This is a genomic window from Pontibacter pudoricolor, assembly GCF_010092985.1.
GTDB lineage: Bacteria > Bacteroidota > Bacteroidia > Cytophagales > Hymenobacteraceae > Pontibacter > Pontibacter pudoricolor.
Genome location: NZ_CP048106.1, coordinates 876,709 through 894,734 on the forward strand (window position 1 = coordinate 876,709; position 18,026 = coordinate 894,734).

Consider the following 18,026-nt stretch of genomic DNA (forward strand, 5'->3'; position numbering starts at 1 on the left):
TTCCTATATTTCCGAGTAATTCCATCGAAACAAATACACTTACGCTTACAGAATGGCAGAGTTAGAGCACAATTATAACGAAGACAGCATTCGCTCGCTGGAGCCGCGCGAGCACATCAGGTTACGCCCTGGTATGTACATCGGCAAGTTGGGAGACGGTTCTTCGGCCGATGACGGTATTTATATTTTGGTGAAAGAGGTAATCGATAACTCCATTGACGAACACGTGATGGGGTATGGCAAGACTATCGACATCAAAATATCAGACCACAAGGTACAGGTGCGCGACTATGGTCGTGGTATTCCGCTGGGTAAAGTAATTGATTGCGTTAGCAAGATTAACACCGGTGGTAAATACGACAGCAAAGCGTTCCAGAAATCAGTTGGTCTGAACGGGGTTGGTACAAAAGCAGTAAACGCTCTTTCCAGTTACTTCCGTATCCAGTCGGTGCGCGATGGAAAGGTGAAAGCGGCAGAGTTTGAGCGCGGCGTTATAACAGATGATATAGAGATTCAGGACTCGTCTCAGCGCAATGGTACGCTTACTATTTTTACGCCGGATGACACGATCTTCAAGAACTACCAGTTTAACCCGGAATACTTAGAGAACCAGATCTGGAACTATGTATACCTGAACGCTGGCTTAACTATAAACTTCAACGGTAAAAAGTTTTATTCTGAAAATGGTCTCCTGGACCTGCTTCGCAATAAATCCGATGAAGAAAGCATGCGATACCCGATCATCCACCTGAAAGGGCCGGATATTGAAATGGCGCTGTCGCATGGCAACGATTATGGTGAGGAATACTATAGTTTCGTGAATGGGCAGTACACTACAATGGGTGGTACGCACCTGGCTGCTTTCAGAACAGCTATAGTTAAGACCATCCGTGAGGTTTATAAAAAAGATTACGATGCCGCTGATATCCGTGCTTCTATTATAGGTGCTATTTCGCTGCGTGTGCAGGAACCGGTGTTCGAGTCGCAGACCAAGACCAAGCTGGGTTCTATAGATATGGGACCTGATGGCCCAACGGTGAACGCTTACATCAATGACTTCATTAAGGAGCATCTGGATAACTATTTAAGAAAGAATAGTGAAACTTTTGAGGCCCTGAAGAAGCGAATTGAGCAGAGTGAGCGGGAGCGCAAGGACATGGCAGGCGTTAAGAAACTGGCGAACCAGCGTGCTAAAAAAGCAAACCTGCACAACCGTAAGCTGCGTGATTGCCGACTGCATTTTAACGAAGACAAGCACGAAAATGCACTAAACTCTACACTCTTTATAACAGAGGGTGACTCGGCAAGTGGTTCTATCACCAAATCGAGAAACGTAGATACGGAAGCTGTTTTTAGTTTGCGTGGTAAGCCGTTGAACTGCTATGGCCTGAAGAAGAAAGTAGTTTACGAGAACGAGGAGTTTAACCTGCTGCAACACGCGCTTAACATTGAAGAAGGCCTGGAAGGCTTACGCTACAACCGTGTAGTAATTGCTACCGATGCCGACGTGGATGGTATGCACATTCGTCTGCTGCTGCTTACCTTCTTCCTGCAGTTCTTCCCGGACCTTGTTCGTAACGGACACGTTTTTATATTAGAAACTCCGCTTTTCAGGGTAAGAAACAAGAAAGAAACGATTTACTGTTACAACGAATCTGAGAAGCAGGAAGCCATCCAGAAACTGGGCAAGCGACCTGAGATTACCCGATTTAAAGGGTTAGGAGAGATCTCTCCGGATGAGTTTGGCAAGTTTATCGGCGATAACATTAAGCTGAAGCCGGTAATTTTGCAGAAGGATACCACGATCCAGAAAATGCTGAGCTACTACATGGGCAAGAACACGCCGGAACGTCAGCAGTTCATCATTGAGAATTTGAAGTTTGAGAAAGATATAGTTGAAGAGATTTATGCATAACGACGATATAAACGAAGAATTGCACCAATACGAAGAGGAAGAACAGGAAGTTGCGTTTACAGATGGCGAAGAAGAAGTCATCCATAACATAACGCCTGTCTCCGGATTATACGAAAACTGGTTTCTCGATTATGCTTCTTATGTAATTCTGGAGCGTGCCGTACCAGCAATTGAGGACGGTCTGAAGCCAGTGCAGCGCCGTATCATGCACGCCATGAAAGAGATGGACGATGGTCGCTTTAACAAGGTGGCCAACGTGATCGGTCAGACGATGCAGTACCACCCGCACGGTGATGCTTCAATTGGCGATGCCATGGTAAACCTCGGGCAAAAAGATCTTTTAATAGAAACACAGGGTAACTGGGGCGATGTACGAACTGGCGATAGTGCGGCAGCACCACGTTATATCGAGGCGCGTCTTTCCAAATTTGCGTTGGATGTAGTTTTTAACCCGCAGACAACCGTTTGGCAGCTTAGCTACGACGGCCGTAAGAATGAGCCTGTAACATTGCCTGTAAAATTTCCGCTGCTGCTGGCACAGGGTGTGGAAGGTATTGCCGTAGGTTTGTCTACCAAGATAATGCCGCACAACTTTAAGGAGCTGATAAAAGGTTCTATTGATGTGCTGAAAGGCCGTAGCACCATGCTGATGCCTGACTTCCCGAACGGTGGTATGGTAGACGTGACCAACTATAATTCGGGTATGCGTGGCGGTAAGCTGCGTGTGCGTGCAACTATAGAAAAGGTTGATAAGACCATGCTCATTATCCGTGATGTGCCTTACGGAATTACTACTACTGGCCTGATGGAATCGATCGTGAAAGCGAGCGAGAACAATAAGATCAAGATCAAAAAGGTAATAGATAACACAGCTGCCAATGTAGAGATACAGGTTCAGTTACCGCCAGGGGTTTCTCCTGACTTAACAATGGACGCGCTTTACGCCTTCACGGATTGTGAAGTGTCTATCTCTCCGAACACCTGTGTGATCATTGATGATAAGCCGAACTTCCTGAGCGTTGATGAACTGCTGCGTATTTCTACTTTCAAAACGGTAGACCTGCTGAAGCGTGAGCTCGAGATCCGCAAAGGTGAGCTGGAAGACAAGTGGCATTACTCTTCACTAGAGAAAATCTTTATCGAGAACCGCATTTATCGTGATATCGAAGAGTGCGAAACCTGGGAAGCTGTGCTGCAGGCTATCGATAAAGGCCTGGACCCTTATAAGAAACTACTTCGCCGCGAGGTGACGGAAGAAGATATCATTCGCCTGACAGAAATAAGAATCAAGCGAATCTCTAAGTATGACTCTTTCAAAGCGGATGAATACATTAATAAGCTGGAAGAGGAAATGGCTGAGGTGGATGACAACCTGGCGAACCTGATCCGTTATGCAATTGCGTACTTCGAAGGCTTATTGAAAAAGTATGGCCAGGGACGTGACCGTAAAACGCAGATCAAAACGTTTGATGTCATTACAGCACAGAAGGTAGCTATTGCCAACCAGAAGCTATACATGAATGCCAAAGACGGTTTTATCGGTACCAGTTTGCGCAAAGACGAATTTGTGTGTGATTGCTCTGATATGGACGATATCATCGTGTTCCGTAAGGATGGCAAGTTTACGGTAACCAAAGTAGCTGACAAGACCTTCGTTGGTAAAGACATCATTATGGCTGGCGTTTATAACAAGAACGACGAGCACATGGTGTATAACATGATTTACATGGATGGTAAATCCGGTGTGTCGTTTGCAAAACGCTTTGCTGTGAAGTCCATAACTCGTGATAAGGAATACGACCTGACGAAAGGAGAGAAGGGCTCGAAAGTACATTACCTGACAGCCAACCCAAACTCTGAATCAGAAGTAGTAAGCATTACACTTGCGCCTCAGTCAACAGCCCGTATCAAGCAGTTTGATTTTGACTTTGCCGATCTGATGATCAAAGGCAAAGGCTCGAACGGTAACATCGTCACGAAATACTCGATCAAGAAGGTAGTACAAAAGAGCCTGGGCGATTCTACGCTGGGTGGTCGTGAGATCTTCTACGATGAAGTGATCGGTCGTCTGAATACGGAAGCACGTGGTCGTTACCTGGGCTCATTCAATACGGATGATACAATCCTGGTGATCTATGAGGATGGTACGTATGAGCAGACTACGTTTGACTTAAGCAACCATTATACGGTTGAGAAGATCAAGGTGCTGCAGAAGTTCGACCCAGAGCTGGTTGTATCAACGATTTATTACGAAGGGGACAATAAAACCTATTATGTGAAGCGTTTCAAGATCGAAACTTCTACAGTTGGAAAGAAATTCACCTTTATTTCAGAAAGCAAGAACTCAAGACTGGAAGCTGTATCTACACATCCGGAACCTTTGGCAGATATCAAATTCAAGCGAAGCCTGCGTGGTGAAAAAGAATCAGAAAAAATTCTGCTTAGCGAATTTATTGATGTAAAAGGCTGGAAAGCAATGGGTAACAAGCTCAATTACTTCAAGATCTTCGATGTGTCGGTTCCGAGACAGGAGATAGTGGAGTATGAGGAAGACAAGCCTAAAGCAAAGAAAGCAGCTGCTAAACGAGAACCGGTTACGTTACCTACTGAGCTTAAGGAACTTGCAGAAGAAGCAGCCCGCGTAAGCGGAACTCAACCAGAAGCGATTGTAGACGTAGAAGATACTATACAAGAAAATAGTGCAAAAAAGGCACTTAAAGAAAAGAAACAATTAAATCTGTTCTAAACTTTGTGCAATTGATAGTGCTTCTTGTTTCATAAAATTCCTTTTAACTATTTATGAAGCGAAAACTTCAGGTGTGGATGTTCTTTTTGATGCTCGGGCTGGCAGGTGCGCCTATGGTTGCAGTTGCAGGTAAGGGTAGTACAGAACAGCTACTAAAGAAGGCGGAAGAGTTGATGGTAAGTTACCGGGACAGCGAAGCACTGGCCATGTATGAGGAGGTGCTTCAGGTTGCCCCGGATAACTATACAGCACTTTGCAAAGCCAGCTACCTGAATTGCCGCATCGGTGAGCGGGTTACGGATGAAGGAACCAAGATCGCTTTTTATCTGAAAGGAAAAGAATATGCCAGCCGTGCGTATGAGCTTAACCCTGCTGATGCAGAATCAAACTATGCGATGGCAGTATCGTTAGGCGCGATGGCCATGGTTTCCGGACCTAAACAACGCCTGGCGGGTATTACTCAAATGAAGTCTTTTCTGGATGCAGCGCTTGCAAGTAATAAAGAACATGCCGGTGCATGGCACTTGCTGGGCAGGTGGTACTTTAAAATGGCGAATCTGAACTTTGCTGAAGCAGCGGCCTCTAAAATGTTTTTTGGTGGCGTGTGCGGCGAAGCAACGAACGAGAAAGCAGCCGATGCGATACAAACAGCTATAAAGTATAACCCCGTGAATATCCAGTATTATTACGACCTGGCTATGGTTTACAAAGAACTGAAAAGTAAAGAGTCCTGCACGGAAACGCTGAAACAGGCCATAGCTTTGGATGTTACCACCCGGGACGAACTTGAATTAGCCCGGCGCTGTAAGATCATGTTACAGGAGTATTCAAAATAAATCCTTAACTCTGAACTATAGAAGCCTGCTGCCTGACGTAGCAGGCTTTTCTTTTATAGCTATAGTTGTCACGGTCAATAATTACATAAATATTCCCTAATTTAGCGATCTGATGCGTAGCCTGGTTGCATATATACTATACCTTAGGAAAAAGACAGCTCCTTATTTGCTGGTTGCTTTACTGGCAACTATAGCTGGCTGCAATTTAAACCAGGGTACAGGTGAGCAAATGGTTAACCTTGATAAAGTTACCGACGATCCGGAAGAGCACCTGGCTAATTTAAATAAAGCCATCAGCCGGAATAAGCAGGATGCGAGCCTCTATAAACGAAGAGCCAAGATCTTCCTCAAAAAAGGGGAATTAGATAAGGCACTGGCAGACTTGGACGAGGCTATTACGCTTAACAAAACAGATATGGCCAACCTGTTTCTGAAAGCGCAGGTGCTGCGTGCCAAAGGGGAAATTGCCCAGGCGTTACCGCTGGCATTAAAAGCAGAACGGAATTCGTTCCAGAGTGTAGCGTTGTATGTGTTGCTAAGCGACCTGTACCTGCAGTTAAAGCAGCCTGGCAATGCAGCTGTCTATACCAAGAAAGCCCTGGCGCTGGCTCCGAAAAACGAATTTGCCCTGTATTATAACGGGCGGGTGGCAGAAGCAACCGGCGATACGGCAAAGGCAGCGGCAAACTATAAGCTGTCTATAAAAGAGGCTCCGGAATTTGCAGAAGCACGACGCGAACTTACCGGAACGCTGATAAGCCAGAAGAAGTACGATGAAGCAAGACAACAACTGGAGAAAGCGTTAAAATTAGTGCCCATGGATGGTTTGCTGTGGCATTACAGAGGTGAGCTTTACCAGTCTGTACAAAAAACCGATAGTGCGCTCTGGAGCTACAATAAAGCAATTACCTTTGCTGATAGCCTGCAGCAGACACATTACCAGGCTGGGCAGCTTTTATATAACCGGAAAGACTATGCCGGAGCGATCTCACATTTAGAGAAAGCCGGTAAGCAGTATGGTAACAGCATAAAATACATTGCAACACTGGCTTCTGCTTACGAGCGAACCGGCGAGAATATTAAAGCATTAGAACAGTATCAGCGGTTGTTAGAGGTACAGCCTGGTTATACGGCGGCAAACTATAGTATAGCACGATTAAAAGCTAAGCTTACACGGCCTGTGTCAACGTATGTGGCAGAACCTGTCAGCGCCGATACATTGGAATAAATAATAACATCACGAGTCAATAAAACTATACATGATCAACATCACATTACCAGATGGCTCCGTTCGCCAGTATCCGAAAGGGGTGACAAGCCATGAGATTGCATCGAGCATTAGCGAAGGCCTTGCCAGAAACGTATTAGCGGCTAAAGTAAACGATACCGTATGGGATTCGAATCGCCCGATAACGGAAGACGCTACGGTGCAATTGCTCACCTGGAACGATGACCTTGGTAAAAATGCTTTCTGGCACTCCTCAGCCCACTTGCTGGCGGAGGCCCTGGAGGAACTATACCCGGGCGTGAAGTTTGGTATCGGACCTCCGATAGAGAACGGCTTTTATTACGATGTAGACTTAGGAGAGCGTACTTTCTCGCAGGATGATTTTGCCAAAGTAGAGCAGAAGATGCTGGAACTGGCCCGTAATAAAGAAGAATTCAAGCGCCGTGAAGTGTCTAAAGCCGAGGCTACAGCATACTTTACCCAAAAAGGCGATGAGTATAAGCTTGACCTGATAAAGGACCTGGAAGACGGAACTATAACGTTTTATGAGCAGGGCAACTTTACGGACCTTTGCCGTGGACCACACATCCCGAACACAGGATTTATAAAAGCTGCCAAGTTAATGAACGTGGCCGGTGCTTACTGGCGCGGCGACGAAAGCAAAAAGCAGCTGACCCGTATTTATGCCATTACGTTCCCGAAACAAAAGGAACTGGCTGAATACCTGGAGCGCCTGGAGGAAGCCAAGAAGCGTGACCACCGTAAACTGGGCAAAGAGTTAGAACTTTTTGCGTTCTCTGAGAAAGTAGGAATGGGCTTGCCGTTATGGTTACCGAAAGGTACCTTGCTACGTGAGCGCCTGGAGCAGTTTATGCGCAAGGCACAGATGCGCGCCGGTTATCAGCCTGTCGTTACCCCGCACATTGCCAGCAAAGAACTGTATGTTACCTCAGGCCATTACGAGAAGTATGGAGCAGATTCGTTCCAGCCGATCAGAACCCCCAACGAAGGCGAGGAATTTTTCCTGAAGCCTATGAACTGCCCGCACCACTGCGAGATCTATAAGACGCGTCCCCGCTCTTACAAGGAGCTACCAGTGCGTTTGGCTGAGTTTGGTACCGTTTACCGTTACGAGCAAAGCGGTGAGCTACATGGCCTTACAAGGGTGCGTGGCTTTACCCAGGATGATGCGCACATCTTCTGCCGTCCGGACCAGGTAAAAGAAGAGTTTATAAAGGTTATCGACCTGGTGCTTTACGTATTCAGCGCGCTTGGTTTTGAAGACTATACTGCCCAGATTTCACTTCGTGATCCTGAAAACAAGGCTAAGTACATTGGTAGCGATGAAGCCTGGGAGAAAGCAGAACGTGCTATTATCGAAGCTGCTACCGAGAAAGGCCTGCCAACTGTAACCGAATTAGGTGAGGCTGCGTTTTACGGTCCGAAGCTGGACTTTATGGTACGCGATGCCATCGGCCGCAAGTGGCAGCTGGGAACTATTCAGGTGGATTATAACTTACCAGAAAGATTCCAGCTGGAATACATTGGCGCGGATAACGCGAAGCACCGCCCGGTTATGATTCACCGTGCACCATTTGGCTCATTAGAGCGTTTTGTGGCTGTACTGATCGAACATTGCGGTGGTAATTTCCCGCTTTGGCTGAGCCCTGAGCAGTTTGCCATACTTCCGATATCTGAGAAGTACCAGGACTTTGCACAGCAGGTGTATGACCGATTGGCTGAAATGGACATTCGTGGTTTTGTAGACAACCGCGATGAAAAGATCGGACGTAAGATACGCGATGCGGAAGTTCGTAAAGTGCCATACATGCTGATAGTAGGCGAGAAGGAGCAGGAAGAAAATGCTGTTTCGGTGCGCAGACACGGCGAAGGCGACCTTGGCTCGATGCCGGTTGATGCATTTATCGACCTGTTTCAGAGCAAAATAGCTGAAATGTTGAACAAATAAGGAAAGAATTTTCTTTTTTGATAGATTAATTGCGATATTCGCACCCTGATTGTAGAATTTAAAAGATTTAAGGAGGTAAAACCATAGCTACGCCAAACAAGCGCTACATCCCACGAGGAAAGGTGGAGGAGCCATACAAAGTCAATGATAAGATAACTGCCCGCGAGGTAAGATTGGTTGGAGACAATGTAGAGCAGGGAGTATTCCAGACACGGGATGCTCAGAGAATAGCAAATGAGCAAAATCTTGACCTGGTTGAGATATCGCCAACTGCTAACCCACCGGTATGCCGTATTATCGATTACTCGAAATTTAAGTACGAGCAGAAGAAGAAAACCCGTGAGATGAAGGCCAAGGCTCAGAAAGTGGTTGTGAAAGAGATCCGTTTCGGTCCTAACACAGATGATCACGATTTCGAGTTTAAGCTAAAGCACGCAAAAGCTTTCCTGGAAAGTGGATTTAAGATCAAGTCTTATGTACACTTCGTGGGTAGAACAATTGTGTTTAAAGAGCGTGGTGAGATTCTTTTGCTTAAGTTTGCACAAGCACTGGAAGATGTAGCTAAAGTGGAGCAGTTACCAAAGCTGGAAGGAAAGAGAATGTTCCTGATGCTTGCTCCGAAGGTTGCAGCCCCTGTTAAAAAGTAATTTGTTTAATAAATTATATACCCATGCCAAAAGTTAAAACTAAATCTGGTGCAAAGAAGCGTTTTTCTTTGACAGGTACTGGCAAAATTAAGCGTAAGCACGCTTATAAGAGCCACATCCTGACCAAGAAAACGACTAAGCAGAAGCGTAATTTAACACACACTGGCCTTGTTAGCTCAGCTGATATGGACAGAGTGAAGTTGATGCTTCAAATCTAATTCCAGGAATTAGAAGGTTAATTAATTAGTAAAAACCCAGTGTCTGGTCTTATTTAAAGATTAAACGTAATCACCAGCCGCTAAAACTGTAAAAAAATGCCTAGATCGGTAAACGTCGTTGCAGCACGACACAGAAGAAAGAAAATAATGAAAATGGCCAAAGGTTACTTTGGCCGTCGTAAGAACGTTTGGACAGTAGCGAAAAACGCTGTTGAAAAAGGTTTAACTTACGCATACCGCGACAGAAAGCAGAAGAAAAGAGATTTCCGCGCACTTTGGATCCAGCGTATTAACGCCGGTGCACGTGAGCACGGTCTTTCTTACTCAGCTCTAATGGGCGCCCTTAAAAAGGCTAACATCGACCTAAACCGCAAAGTACTTGCTGACCTGGCGATGAACCACCCTGAAGCTTTCAAGAGCATCGTTGATAAAGTAAAGTAATTTACTTCGTTATATAATAACAGAAAGGGCTTAACTTCGGTTAAGCCCTTTTTCATTTGCCTTGATTTTTAGAAGATAAGGGAGCTGTATAATGGTTTTTTGGATCTATATCTTTTGTCCTTGCTGTATGTTCTCACCAGCAAGGACGAGAAGTTAACTGGTTGTATTGTTGGGGAAAACACCAGCAATGGCATGAAAGCCACAACTATAGTTCTCCCGGGTTTTACATCTTAACTATATTTGAAGGGTTTTCTTAATGGTGAAGCTGTTTAGAGTTTCCTCCTATAGCATTACGACCTGCCGTTGTTGGTGTCTTAACCAATAACTATACATTCACCAACAAGTATTTGCTGGTGAAAACACGCAGCAAGGGCATCTTGCATCGATTTCCCGAAAACCTTAAACAGGTTCGGTATTAATTTTAACCCGAAACAAAAACTCCTGAACTATAGCTAAAATCTAACTATAGTTCAGGAGCCCTGCTTATAAGCCGTATCGTTAAATTCCGGAAGTATACTTTACGATAATCCCTTTTCCTTTTTTGCCACCTTCGCTGGCAATATATAGTTCGCCGTTCTGGTTAAAAGTTAAACCTTCCGGCTGGCGTAATAAATTATCATCCAGGGGCATTGTTTTCAGGATGTCTCCCTGGTCATTTATTACATGTAGTTTTGAATTGACTGCGTCCATCAAATACAGCTCTCCGGTTACAGGGTGAACTTCGAAAGATGAAGGTTGCAGCACATCGTACTGGCTCTTCTTTTTCTTTTTAGAAGTGGTGCTCAGGTTGTCCTGCGCCAGCGGAATCTGGAACGTTGGCTCAGCGTGCATCTTCTTATCATTCAGAGAGAAACTATAGATACCTTTTTTGTCGCCAAGTTTAGTGTCGTAACCTTTACAGGCAATCAACAGGCGGTTATTGGTGGCGTCGTAAGCCATGCCTTCTGTGTTTTGTGTGCCTGCAAGTACGGTTTTATGCTCTTTTACAGCAGGCTTTCCATTCCGGAAGTCAGTAATTTCATAAATAGAACCGTCGCTTCGCAATATATAGGCATCCTTCTCAACTATAGAAATGCCTTCATAATCACCGGGGCCGGCAAAATCGATCTTCTCAACTATCGTTTTCTTTTCAGGGTCATATAAATGGATCGCACCTTCTTCATCCTGCACGCAGGCTATCAAGCCGTCAGAAAGCATGGCAATACCGGAAACTTCACGCAGGTTGTCTGGTAGTTCCCATTGCGCTACAGGTGCTTCAAGCCCGTTTTTACTACCGTTTTGTAACGAAGTTGGGATAATAGATGCTTGCTGTTGTGTAGCCGGTGCAGTGTTAGTTTGTTGTTCAATTAGTTTACCGGCTGCGTCAAACTGAAGCTTTACCTCATCCATGTTATCTTCCAGTTCCACTACATAGTTGGCATTGCCATTTTGCTGCACACGATGCGCTTCGTCAATTCTATAGTTGGCGTATTGCGCCTGCACCTGCTGCAGGATAACGTTTGGCAAATGACGCTGATCTATTTCTTCGGTGTAACTCAGGAGTTTTCCGTCAGGCGAGAAAAGGGCTGTTCTTTCCAGGCCGTTTACTTTAAATTCAGCTTCGAAATTGCCGTTTTCATTATCCCAGTCTGCTTGTTTTATAGTTGGGTAACGGTCTGCAAACTGTACTTTAACAGCTTCAGGTACTTTAGTATTATCCCAGATCGGGTCGCATGCGGTGCCTGCCATCACAACGGCAAGTGTAAACGCATAAAGGCTATATTTTTTCATGATGTTCGTCGTTTATGGTAATTTCAACCGAAGTTTACGACATGATTCTGAAGACAATCTGTAGGACCTATTTTATTTTACGGTTTAATTGATTGAAGTAAATACAAAGTACGTGCATTCCATTCTCGTAACTATAGTTTGGGCGCATGTTGTAAACGGAACAGATACGGCTTACCAGTGCCAGCCCGATCCCCAGGGAGTCTGAGCGCTTACTGCCACTTACAAAACGGCCAAAGAGGTTGCTGCCTGGTTCATGTAACGCTTCGCCGGTATTCTTCAAACACATTTTTTCCTGATTCAGGGTAATCGTTATGATACCGTTTGGCGCATTGTGTTGAATAGCATTGATGAGCAGGTTTGAAACCAGCACTTCGGCAAGACCCCGGTTCATGTGCACATACACAGCCTGATCTATAGTTTGTTCTACTGTAAGGCCATGCATTTCTATAATTTCCTGTAGTTGTTCGGTCTGTTCGGCAAGGAGCTCGTGCATCGGAATACTTTCATTCTCTTTAAATTCGCGGTTCTCGATCCGTGTCAGCATAATGAGTGACTTATTTAAGCGCGCCAGGCGGCTTACCGAATTATGCATGTCTTCCAGCAGTTTTGCCTCTGTAGACGTCAGGTTACCTGATTGCATAAATAGCTCCAGTTTGCTGTTAACTATAGCTAAAGGGGTTTGTATCTCATGCGACACGTTTTCGGTAAATTCTTTCAGGTTCAGGTAATCACTGTGAATTTTATCCGTCATGTTCTGCAGCACCGTGTTTAATTCCTGGAATTCTGTTGTTTCGGAGGGCTTAAGCTGCAATGGCCCGTATTGTGATAAACTATAGCGCTTTATCTTATCCAGGGTATCGTAAAAGTTGCGCCAGGTATATTTATTGATACTATAGTTTACGGCTCCCAATCCAACCAGAAGCATCAGGAAGGTCCAGCCCATCGCAAATACGGTACTTTCAAACAGGTCATCAAAATCCATTACCGATTTCATGATTGTGTACTGGTAGGCTTTCCCATTCTGATAAGTAGTAAAAGTCAGGCGTCGGTAAGGGATATCTTCTTCGTCGTAGGAACTATAGATGAGCGTATCGGTGAGTGATTCGAGTACCGGATTTTTGTCGGTGACTTCTTTTACAACTATAGTTTCCGAGACACCGGATGTGACATGGGGCAGTTCATTTGTGCGACGGATAAAAGCCAGGATATTTTCCTTATCGGTAAAAAGCTGATCGTCCACTTCGTCGTAAATCTCGCCCTGCATAATAGTATAGTAGGCAATACCGCCCATCAGGAACACCACAAACGACACCAGCAGGTAATACAGACTTGTTTTGGTCAGGATTCTCATTCGGCGGCAAACTTATAACCCAAGCCATAAACCGTTTGAATATGGTCTTCGCCGCCTGCATCCATTATTTTGCGGCGCAGGTTCTTGATGTGCGTGTATACAAAATCAAGCGAATCGAGTGCCTCTACATGGTCGCCCCACAAATGTTCGGCAATAGAATCTTTGGTGAGTACACGGTTCCGGTTCGAGAGAAAATACAACAGCAGGTCGTATTCTTTTTTGGTGAGTGTCAGCTTCTTGCCGTTTACCTGAGCCTCTGCGGAATCCGGAAATACTTCCAGGGCACCGGCCTTTACCGATTTTTGCCCGTTAAAATTTCGTCTCCGGATAACAGACTTTAACCTTGCGTTCAATTCTGATAAATGGAATGGTTTTGTAAGGTAATCATCGGCGCCAATTTCGAGGCCGGTAATTCTGTCGTCTAAGGCGTTTTTAGCAGAAATAATGATGATGCCGGTTTCCGGGGTGTTTTCTTTTAGCAGGCGTATAATATCCAATCCGTTTCCGTGGGGCAGGTTCAGGTCTACCAGCACACAGGTGTAAGGCAGATCAGCGACTTTCAGGCTGGCATCTTTAAAATCGTAAGCGGCATCGCAACTGTAGCCTTCCTGTTCCAGGTAGGTAACTATAGAATTGTTCAGTTCCTGCTCGTCTTCAATGATCAGTATGCGCATAGTTTATAGTTCAGGTAAGCAACTTAACACCCGATTCTGGAGCAAATCTGTGTACCTTCATTTTAATTGTTTAGATAGGAGATATTGGTCACCTCCGCTACTTCTTCGTCCTTGCCCAGGCGTAGCGTTATTTTCTGGCCTACTTTAGCGCCGGTCACAATTTTGGCGATGGGAGCCACAAAGGCGATCAGTCCAGCTTCCACGGAAGCTTCATCTACGCCAACTATCGTAAATATTCTTTCCTGTCCGGGTTTTTTGCCTTTGATGGTTTTAAGCGTAACAGTTGCCCCAAACCGGACCTGGTCGGCAGGCTGGTCTTTTATATCGATGACTTTGGCCGAAGTAATGCGGGACGTAAGCGCTGCGATCCGCCCGTTGAGTATTGTTAACTGTCGGGTGCGTTCTGCTTCATTATCGCGGTTTGCCTCTGCTATACTTCTTTCTGCTTCCAGTTCCGTTAGTTCTTCGCGTAATAGTTCCAGGCCACGCGGCGTTACATAGTTGGTTACGCCGGGTGGCAATGCTGCTCTTGGCGGAATGATCGGGGCTTCACCGGAATCGTCTTCTTTTACAAATGCTCTGCTCATGAGGGTAGTAACGCAGGCTTTGTGGCGGTGTTACAAACTATAAACTATAGTAGCAACGTGTCTATCACATGCGCATGCACCATCTGCTTGCACGGAGACCAGGAGAAGATGGTAAACTTACCGTCCTGTGAGGCAACCAGGCCCAGGGAGTCCCGTTGGTCGTGCACGAACTGCGCAGCTGATAAGTGCCTTGTACCGCTGTTATGGGCCGGATGCAGTTTCTTTTCTTCATTCCCCACGATGGGTTCGGTTAAGATCATTTCATCTACTGGCGAACTCCCGATAGCACGGCCTATTTTAGCTCCAAAAGCAAGTAGTTTATAGTTGTCCGTAATGATGGTGGCACCATCGATGGCCGTTAGCCCGGCCAGTGCATCCACTTCTTTTTTAAGAGTAGACTGCCAGGTGCCTTTAGCCATTTCTTCTTCCTGATGCTGTACTAACCGGGCAAGCCCCGATAAAGTAGGCTGAATGGAATAAACCATCGGTTTGACAATAGAATTTAGCCATTTGTCGGTATCAGATGGTACTACAAGCAAAGTGCCGCCACGCTCATGGGCGCGCATCGATACCGATAACTGTACCAGAATATTGGCTTCTATAGTTGTAGAAGGTGTCCGTAGCCCCAGCAGCGAGGTCAGGAAACCCGGACATTCATCCATTGGAGTACGCCGCTCGTCTATGATCTTCACCTGGTCCCCTTTCAGCACAGCTACATTCGCATATTTCCCGAACCCATCCTGTCTCCGGTGTTTGATCACCATTAAGCCAGGCTCCGAAACATCTACCACGAAACAGAGACTTGGTATGGAGCGCGTCGTTCCCCAGATATACAGTTCGCCATCTTCCTGCCAGACACCGATATGAATACCCGGGCGCTCTACCCCGGGAGACAGTTTTGTGAGTACGGTAGCCGTAAGGGGCAAGCGGTGCAGAAAAAGTACGGGATGTTTGGTCTGTTCAGGTGGCAAATAAGCAATGGAAATTTTAATGACATGACCTTCTTCGCGCTGCAGACTGGCCCAGAAAGCCGTATCGATAATTTTTTCTATAATATTGGCGGAAGGTTCTGTAGCCAGTTTGGGAATATTATGCTGACGTGCAGTACCAAGCAGGTTACTGAAATACTGTTCTATAGTTGGCGCCACCGTTCTGGCTGCCTGGTAAGTTATGGCTGAACTCATGCTGTTTCTACGCTTATGCACTAAAACAGGTAGCAACCGCTATAGTTTTAGTCTTTGAGGAACTATACTTTAGACGTTGCTACAGGAACTGCACCGAAATGTAGCTGTTGGTATTGCGCCCCTGGTCGTCGGTGCAGGAAATTTTATATTTGCCTGCCCTTTCCGGTTCAAAAAAGACCTTCTCGTTGGCGGCCGCTGTGCGTACGAGTTTATCGTTGATGTACCAGTAAACCTGTTTTACTTCGTTGTGAGCATTGCAGTGCAGCATCAGTTTCTGGCGCTCTTCGCGTTCTAAAATGTATTCCATTTCTGCAGTAGGAGAGGTGATGACCGGAGCAAAATCCTGGAAAATGCGGCTACAGGTCGGGTTGTGAGCCGGAATGCGCTTAAACGGAATATGCTCTGATTCAAAAAAGGTCAGGATCTCAGGCGCATAGTTAGGATACCATTTCTGAAAAACTCCGGTTTCGGGCTGGCAACTGGTGCAGAACGCATATTTTCCGTTTTCTGATACGGACACTTTTTTCAGGTGTGTACATTTGGTAACCGCAGAGATTCCCGGAATAAAGGTATCCATCACCTGGTCTTTGCAAAACGTATTGCCCGGCTTCCCGCTTTCTATACAAACTGCCCGGTTGGCTATCGTTTTGGGCGGAGAGAACCAGCTGTTAGTACTGTTATAGTCTATTGCATTAAAAATATCGAAAAGCAGGGGCGTGGCTGAGTCTGTTCCGTTAAGTTCAGGTACGCCTTCACCGGAGAAATTGCCCACCCATACGCCCACCGTATAGTTCTTATTGTAGCCAATGCTCCAGGCATCTTTCCGACCATAAGAGGTTCCTGTTTTCCAGGCAATTTTGGGCAGTCGGGCACTGTTCTGGGCATTATGTGGCAGGTCGGGTCTGAGTAGTTGCGTCAGTATCTGGTTGATCATAAAACTGGAAGCAGTAGAGAAGACTTGTCTGGCAACTATAGTTGTGTCCTGCTGCAGCCACCGGATAGGGCTATAGTTTCCCTGGTTGGCAAAAGCTGCATACAGCGCCGTCAGTTCTTCCAGTTTCACATCGCAGCCACCCAGAATCAGCGATAAACCCAACTGGTCGCCCTGCTGCTTCATCTCCGAAAAATCTGCCTGTTGCAGCTTCTGCACAAACGAATGCACGCCAACCTGGTCCAGCAATTTTACCGCCGGCACGTTCAGCGAGGTGGCCAGCGCGTGTTCAATGGTTACGTTGCCACTATAGTTTCCGAAATAGTTTTGCGGACGATATCCGGCGTAATCAATGGGCACATCACTGATTATCGTTTTGGGCGTGATCAATCCTTTATCAAAAGCAGCAGCATAGAGAAAAGGCTTCAGTGTACTGCCCGGCGACCGGACGGCCCGCACTCCATCTACCTGACCGCTATGCGCCACATCCGAAAAATCTGCTGAGCCTAAGTAGGCTTCCACTGCTTTTGTCTGGTTATTGATGACGAGTACGGCTGCGTTGTGGATGTTCTGGTAGCGGAGGCGCTGCATATAGTTATAGGCCAGCTGTTCCACTTTTTCCTGTACCTGCCGGTTAAGCGTAGTTCTGATGATCGGCTGGTTTTTATACTTCCGGAACATACGGTAAGCAAAATGAGGTGCCACTTTCGGTGCTTCCAGTCGGGTGGCTTCCAAAGGTTCGTTCAAAGCATCCTGTATGGCATCCTCCGGGAAAGCCTGTTCCTGCTTATAGTAGCGCAGCCATTTATTCCGGAAGTCCACGATACGAGCGTTCTGCTCACCAATTCTCAACGAAGATGGCTTGTTCGGGATAACGGTTAAGGTAACGGCCTGCGCCAGGCTCAGCTGCTTCGGAGACTGGTGGAAGTATAGAACTGATGCCGCTTTCACGCCTTCGATGTTGCCGCCATAGGGCACCAGGTTCAGGTATAGTTGCAGGATCTCGTCTTTGCTATAGTTCCATTCCAGTTGCCCCGCCCTGAATAATTCTATGAGTTTGTTGCGGTACGTTCGTTCTTTTGGATAAAGTAGTCGCGCCACCTGCATGGTTATAGTAGATGCCCCGGAAGTAGTTTTGCCGTTTGTCAGGTTATTAAATGCAGCCCGAACTATAGCTGCAGGATTTACTCCCGGATGAAAATAGAAAAAGCGATCTTCCTTCAGCAAAACGGCTTGTTTCAGTACCGGATTTATTTCGTCGGGTTCCAGCTGCATTCGCCATTTATCATCGCTGCTCAGGAAGGCGTTTATCACACTGCCATCCGACGCCGTGATGACAGGAGAATAGGAAACGTTTATTGTTAGCGGGTATAGTTTGTTCAGCACTGTAAAGCCAACTATAGGCAGAAGCAAAACCAACGCAAAACCAGGTAACCACCTGCCTTTTTTAGGCAGGAGTTGCATTAGTTTATAGTTGATGTGCTTCAGATTTCTCACAGCTGCGCTGGCTCTTCTCGACTCGCGTCTCA

General features: G+C 46.1%; 14 protein-coding genes. 8 read left to right on the plus strand and 6 right to left on the minus strand.

Annotated features, from left to right (window positions below):
• The first annotated feature begins 52 nt into the window (after nucleotides 1-52).
• The 8 genes from GSQ66_RS03815 to rplT all read left to right on the plus strand — a co-directional run bounded on the left by GSQ66_RS03815 (nucleotide 53) and on the right by rplT (nucleotide 10,000).
• Entirely contained in the window at nucleotides 53-1,915 is a 1,863-nt protein-coding gene (locus GSQ66_RS03815; protein WP_162426247.1) for a DNA topoisomerase IV subunit B, read from the plus strand.
• On the plus strand, nucleotides 1,908-4,661 hold the full coding sequence (locus tag GSQ66_RS03820) for a DNA gyrase/topoisomerase IV subunit A (RefSeq protein WP_162426248.1): 2,754 nt from the start codon (nucleotides 1,908-1,910) through the stop codon (nucleotides 4,659-4,661). Before GSQ66_RS03815 ends, GSQ66_RS03820 begins: the two co-directional genes overlap by 8 nt.
• A 53-nt stretch (nucleotides 4,662-4,714) precedes the next feature.
• Nucleotides 4,715-5,497, plus strand: a complete 783-nt coding sequence (locus GSQ66_RS03825) for a tetratricopeptide repeat protein (protein ID WP_238395798.1) — start codon at nucleotides 4,715-4,717, stop codon at nucleotides 5,495-5,497.
• Nucleotides 5,498-5,609: 112 nt separating this feature from the next.
• Nucleotides 5,610-6,725, plus strand: coding sequence for a tetratricopeptide repeat protein (locus GSQ66_RS03830; RefSeq protein WP_162426249.1), 1,116 nt, complete (start codon nucleotides 5,610-5,612; stop codon nucleotides 6,723-6,725).
• A gap of 31 nt (nucleotides 6,726-6,756) precedes the next feature.
• Entirely contained in the window at nucleotides 6,757-8,694 is a 1,938-nt protein-coding gene (gene thrS, locus GSQ66_RS03835) for a threonine--tRNA ligase (protein WP_162426250.1), read from the plus strand.
• Between the two features lie 122 nt (nucleotides 8,695-8,816).
• Entirely contained in the window at nucleotides 8,817-9,341 is a 525-nt protein-coding gene (infC, locus tag GSQ66_RS03840) for a translation initiation factor IF-3 (RefSeq protein ID WP_162426251.1), read from the plus strand.
• Between the two features lie 23 nt (nucleotides 9,342-9,364).
• Nucleotides 9,365-9,559 (plus strand): 50S ribosomal protein L35, encoded by a 195-nt coding sequence (rpmI, locus tag GSQ66_RS03845; RefSeq protein ID WP_007656420.1) that lies wholly within the window; start codon nucleotides 9,365-9,367, stop codon nucleotides 9,557-9,559.
• A 96-nt stretch (nucleotides 9,560-9,655) separates the two neighbouring features.
• Complete coding sequence (gene rplT, locus GSQ66_RS03850) at nucleotides 9,656-10,000, plus strand: 50S ribosomal protein L20 (RefSeq protein ID WP_162344375.1); 345 nt, start codon at nucleotides 9,656-9,658, stop codon at nucleotides 9,998-10,000.
• A 498-nt stretch (nucleotides 10,001-10,498) separates the two neighbouring features.
• On the opposite strand, the gene GSQ66_RS03855 is transcribed toward rplT, so the two are convergent.
• From GSQ66_RS03855 to pbpC, 6 genes are all read right to left on the minus strand, one after another.
• Nucleotides 10,499-11,770, minus strand: coding sequence for an SdiA-regulated domain-containing protein (locus tag GSQ66_RS03855; RefSeq protein ID WP_162426252.1), 1,272 nt, complete (start codon nucleotides 11,768-11,770; stop codon nucleotides 10,499-10,501).
• Between the two features lie 67 nt (nucleotides 11,771-11,837).
• A complete protein-coding gene (locus GSQ66_RS03860) occupies nucleotides 11,838-13,121 on the minus strand; it encodes a sensor histidine kinase (protein WP_162426253.1) in 1,284 nt (427 codons plus the stop codon).
• Complete coding sequence (locus tag GSQ66_RS03865; RefSeq protein WP_162426254.1) at nucleotides 13,118-13,795, minus strand: response regulator transcription factor; 678 nt, start codon at nucleotides 13,793-13,795, stop codon at nucleotides 13,118-13,120. The genes GSQ66_RS03860 and GSQ66_RS03865 overlap by 4 nt, the downstream gene beginning before the upstream one ends.
• Before the next feature lie 62 nt (nucleotides 13,796-13,857).
• Entirely contained in the window at nucleotides 13,858-14,382 is a 525-nt protein-coding gene (locus tag GSQ66_RS03870) for a GreA/GreB family elongation factor (RefSeq protein ID WP_162426255.1), read from the minus strand.
• A 44-nt stretch (nucleotides 14,383-14,426) separates the two neighbouring features.
• Nucleotides 14,427-15,566 carry a putative sensor domain DACNV-containing protein gene (locus GSQ66_RS03875; RefSeq protein ID WP_162426256.1) on the minus strand — a complete coding sequence of 380 codons (1,140 nt, stop codon included), beginning with the start codon at nucleotides 15,564-15,566 and terminating at the stop codon, nucleotides 14,427-14,429.
• Nucleotides 15,567-15,645: 79 nt separating this feature from the next.
• Nucleotides 15,646-17,994, minus strand: a complete 2,349-nt coding sequence (gene pbpC, locus GSQ66_RS03880; RefSeq protein WP_238395799.1) for a penicillin-binding protein 1C — start codon at nucleotides 17,992-17,994, stop codon at nucleotides 15,646-15,648.
• Nucleotides 17,995-18,026: the final 32 nt, after the last annotated feature.

Bases quoted from the DNA above. Each gene is read 5' to 3' on its own strand.
- GSQ66_RS03860 (WP_162426253.1), bottom strand. From the start codon at position 13,121: ATGAGAATCCTGACCAAAACAAGTCTGTATTACCTGCTGGTGTCGTTT.
- GSQ66_RS03830 (WP_162426249.1), top strand. From the start codon at position 5,610: ATGCGTAGCCTGGTTGCATATATACTATACCTTAGGAAAAAGACAGCT.
- GSQ66_RS03825 (WP_238395798.1), top strand. From the start codon at position 4,715: ATGAAGCGAAAACTTCAGGTGTGGATGTTCTTTTTGATGCTCGGGCTG.
- GSQ66_RS03865 (WP_162426254.1), bottom strand. From the start codon at position 13,795: ATGCGCATACTGATCATTGAAGACGAGCAGGAACTGAACAATTCTATA.
- rplT (WP_162344375.1), top strand. From the start codon at position 9,656: ATGCCTAGATCGGTAAACGTCGTTGCAGCACGACACAGAAGAAAGAAA.
- GSQ66_RS03875 (WP_162426256.1), bottom strand. From the start codon at position 15,566: ATGAGTTCAGCCATAACTTACCAGGCAGCCAGAACGGTGGCGCCAACT.
- GSQ66_RS03855 (WP_162426252.1), bottom strand. From the start codon at position 11,770: ATGAAAAAATATAGCCTTTATGCGTTTACACTTGCCGTTGTGATGGCA.
- GSQ66_RS03815 (WP_162426247.1), top strand. From the start codon at position 53: ATGGCAGAGTTAGAGCACAATTATAACGAAGACAGCATTCGCTCGCTG.
- GSQ66_RS03870 (WP_162426255.1), bottom strand. From the start codon at position 14,382: ATGAGCAGAGCATTTGTAAAAGAAGACGATTCCGGTGAAGCCCCGATC.
- rpmI (WP_007656420.1), top strand. From the start codon at position 9,365: ATGCCAAAAGTTAAAACTAAATCTGGTGCAAAGAAGCGTTTTTCTTTG.
- thrS (WP_162426250.1), top strand. From the start codon at position 6,757: ATGATCAACATCACATTACCAGATGGCTCCGTTCGCCAGTATCCGAAA.
- GSQ66_RS03820 (WP_162426248.1), top strand. From the start codon at position 1,908: ATGCATAACGACGATATAAACGAAGAATTGCACCAATACGAAGAGGAA.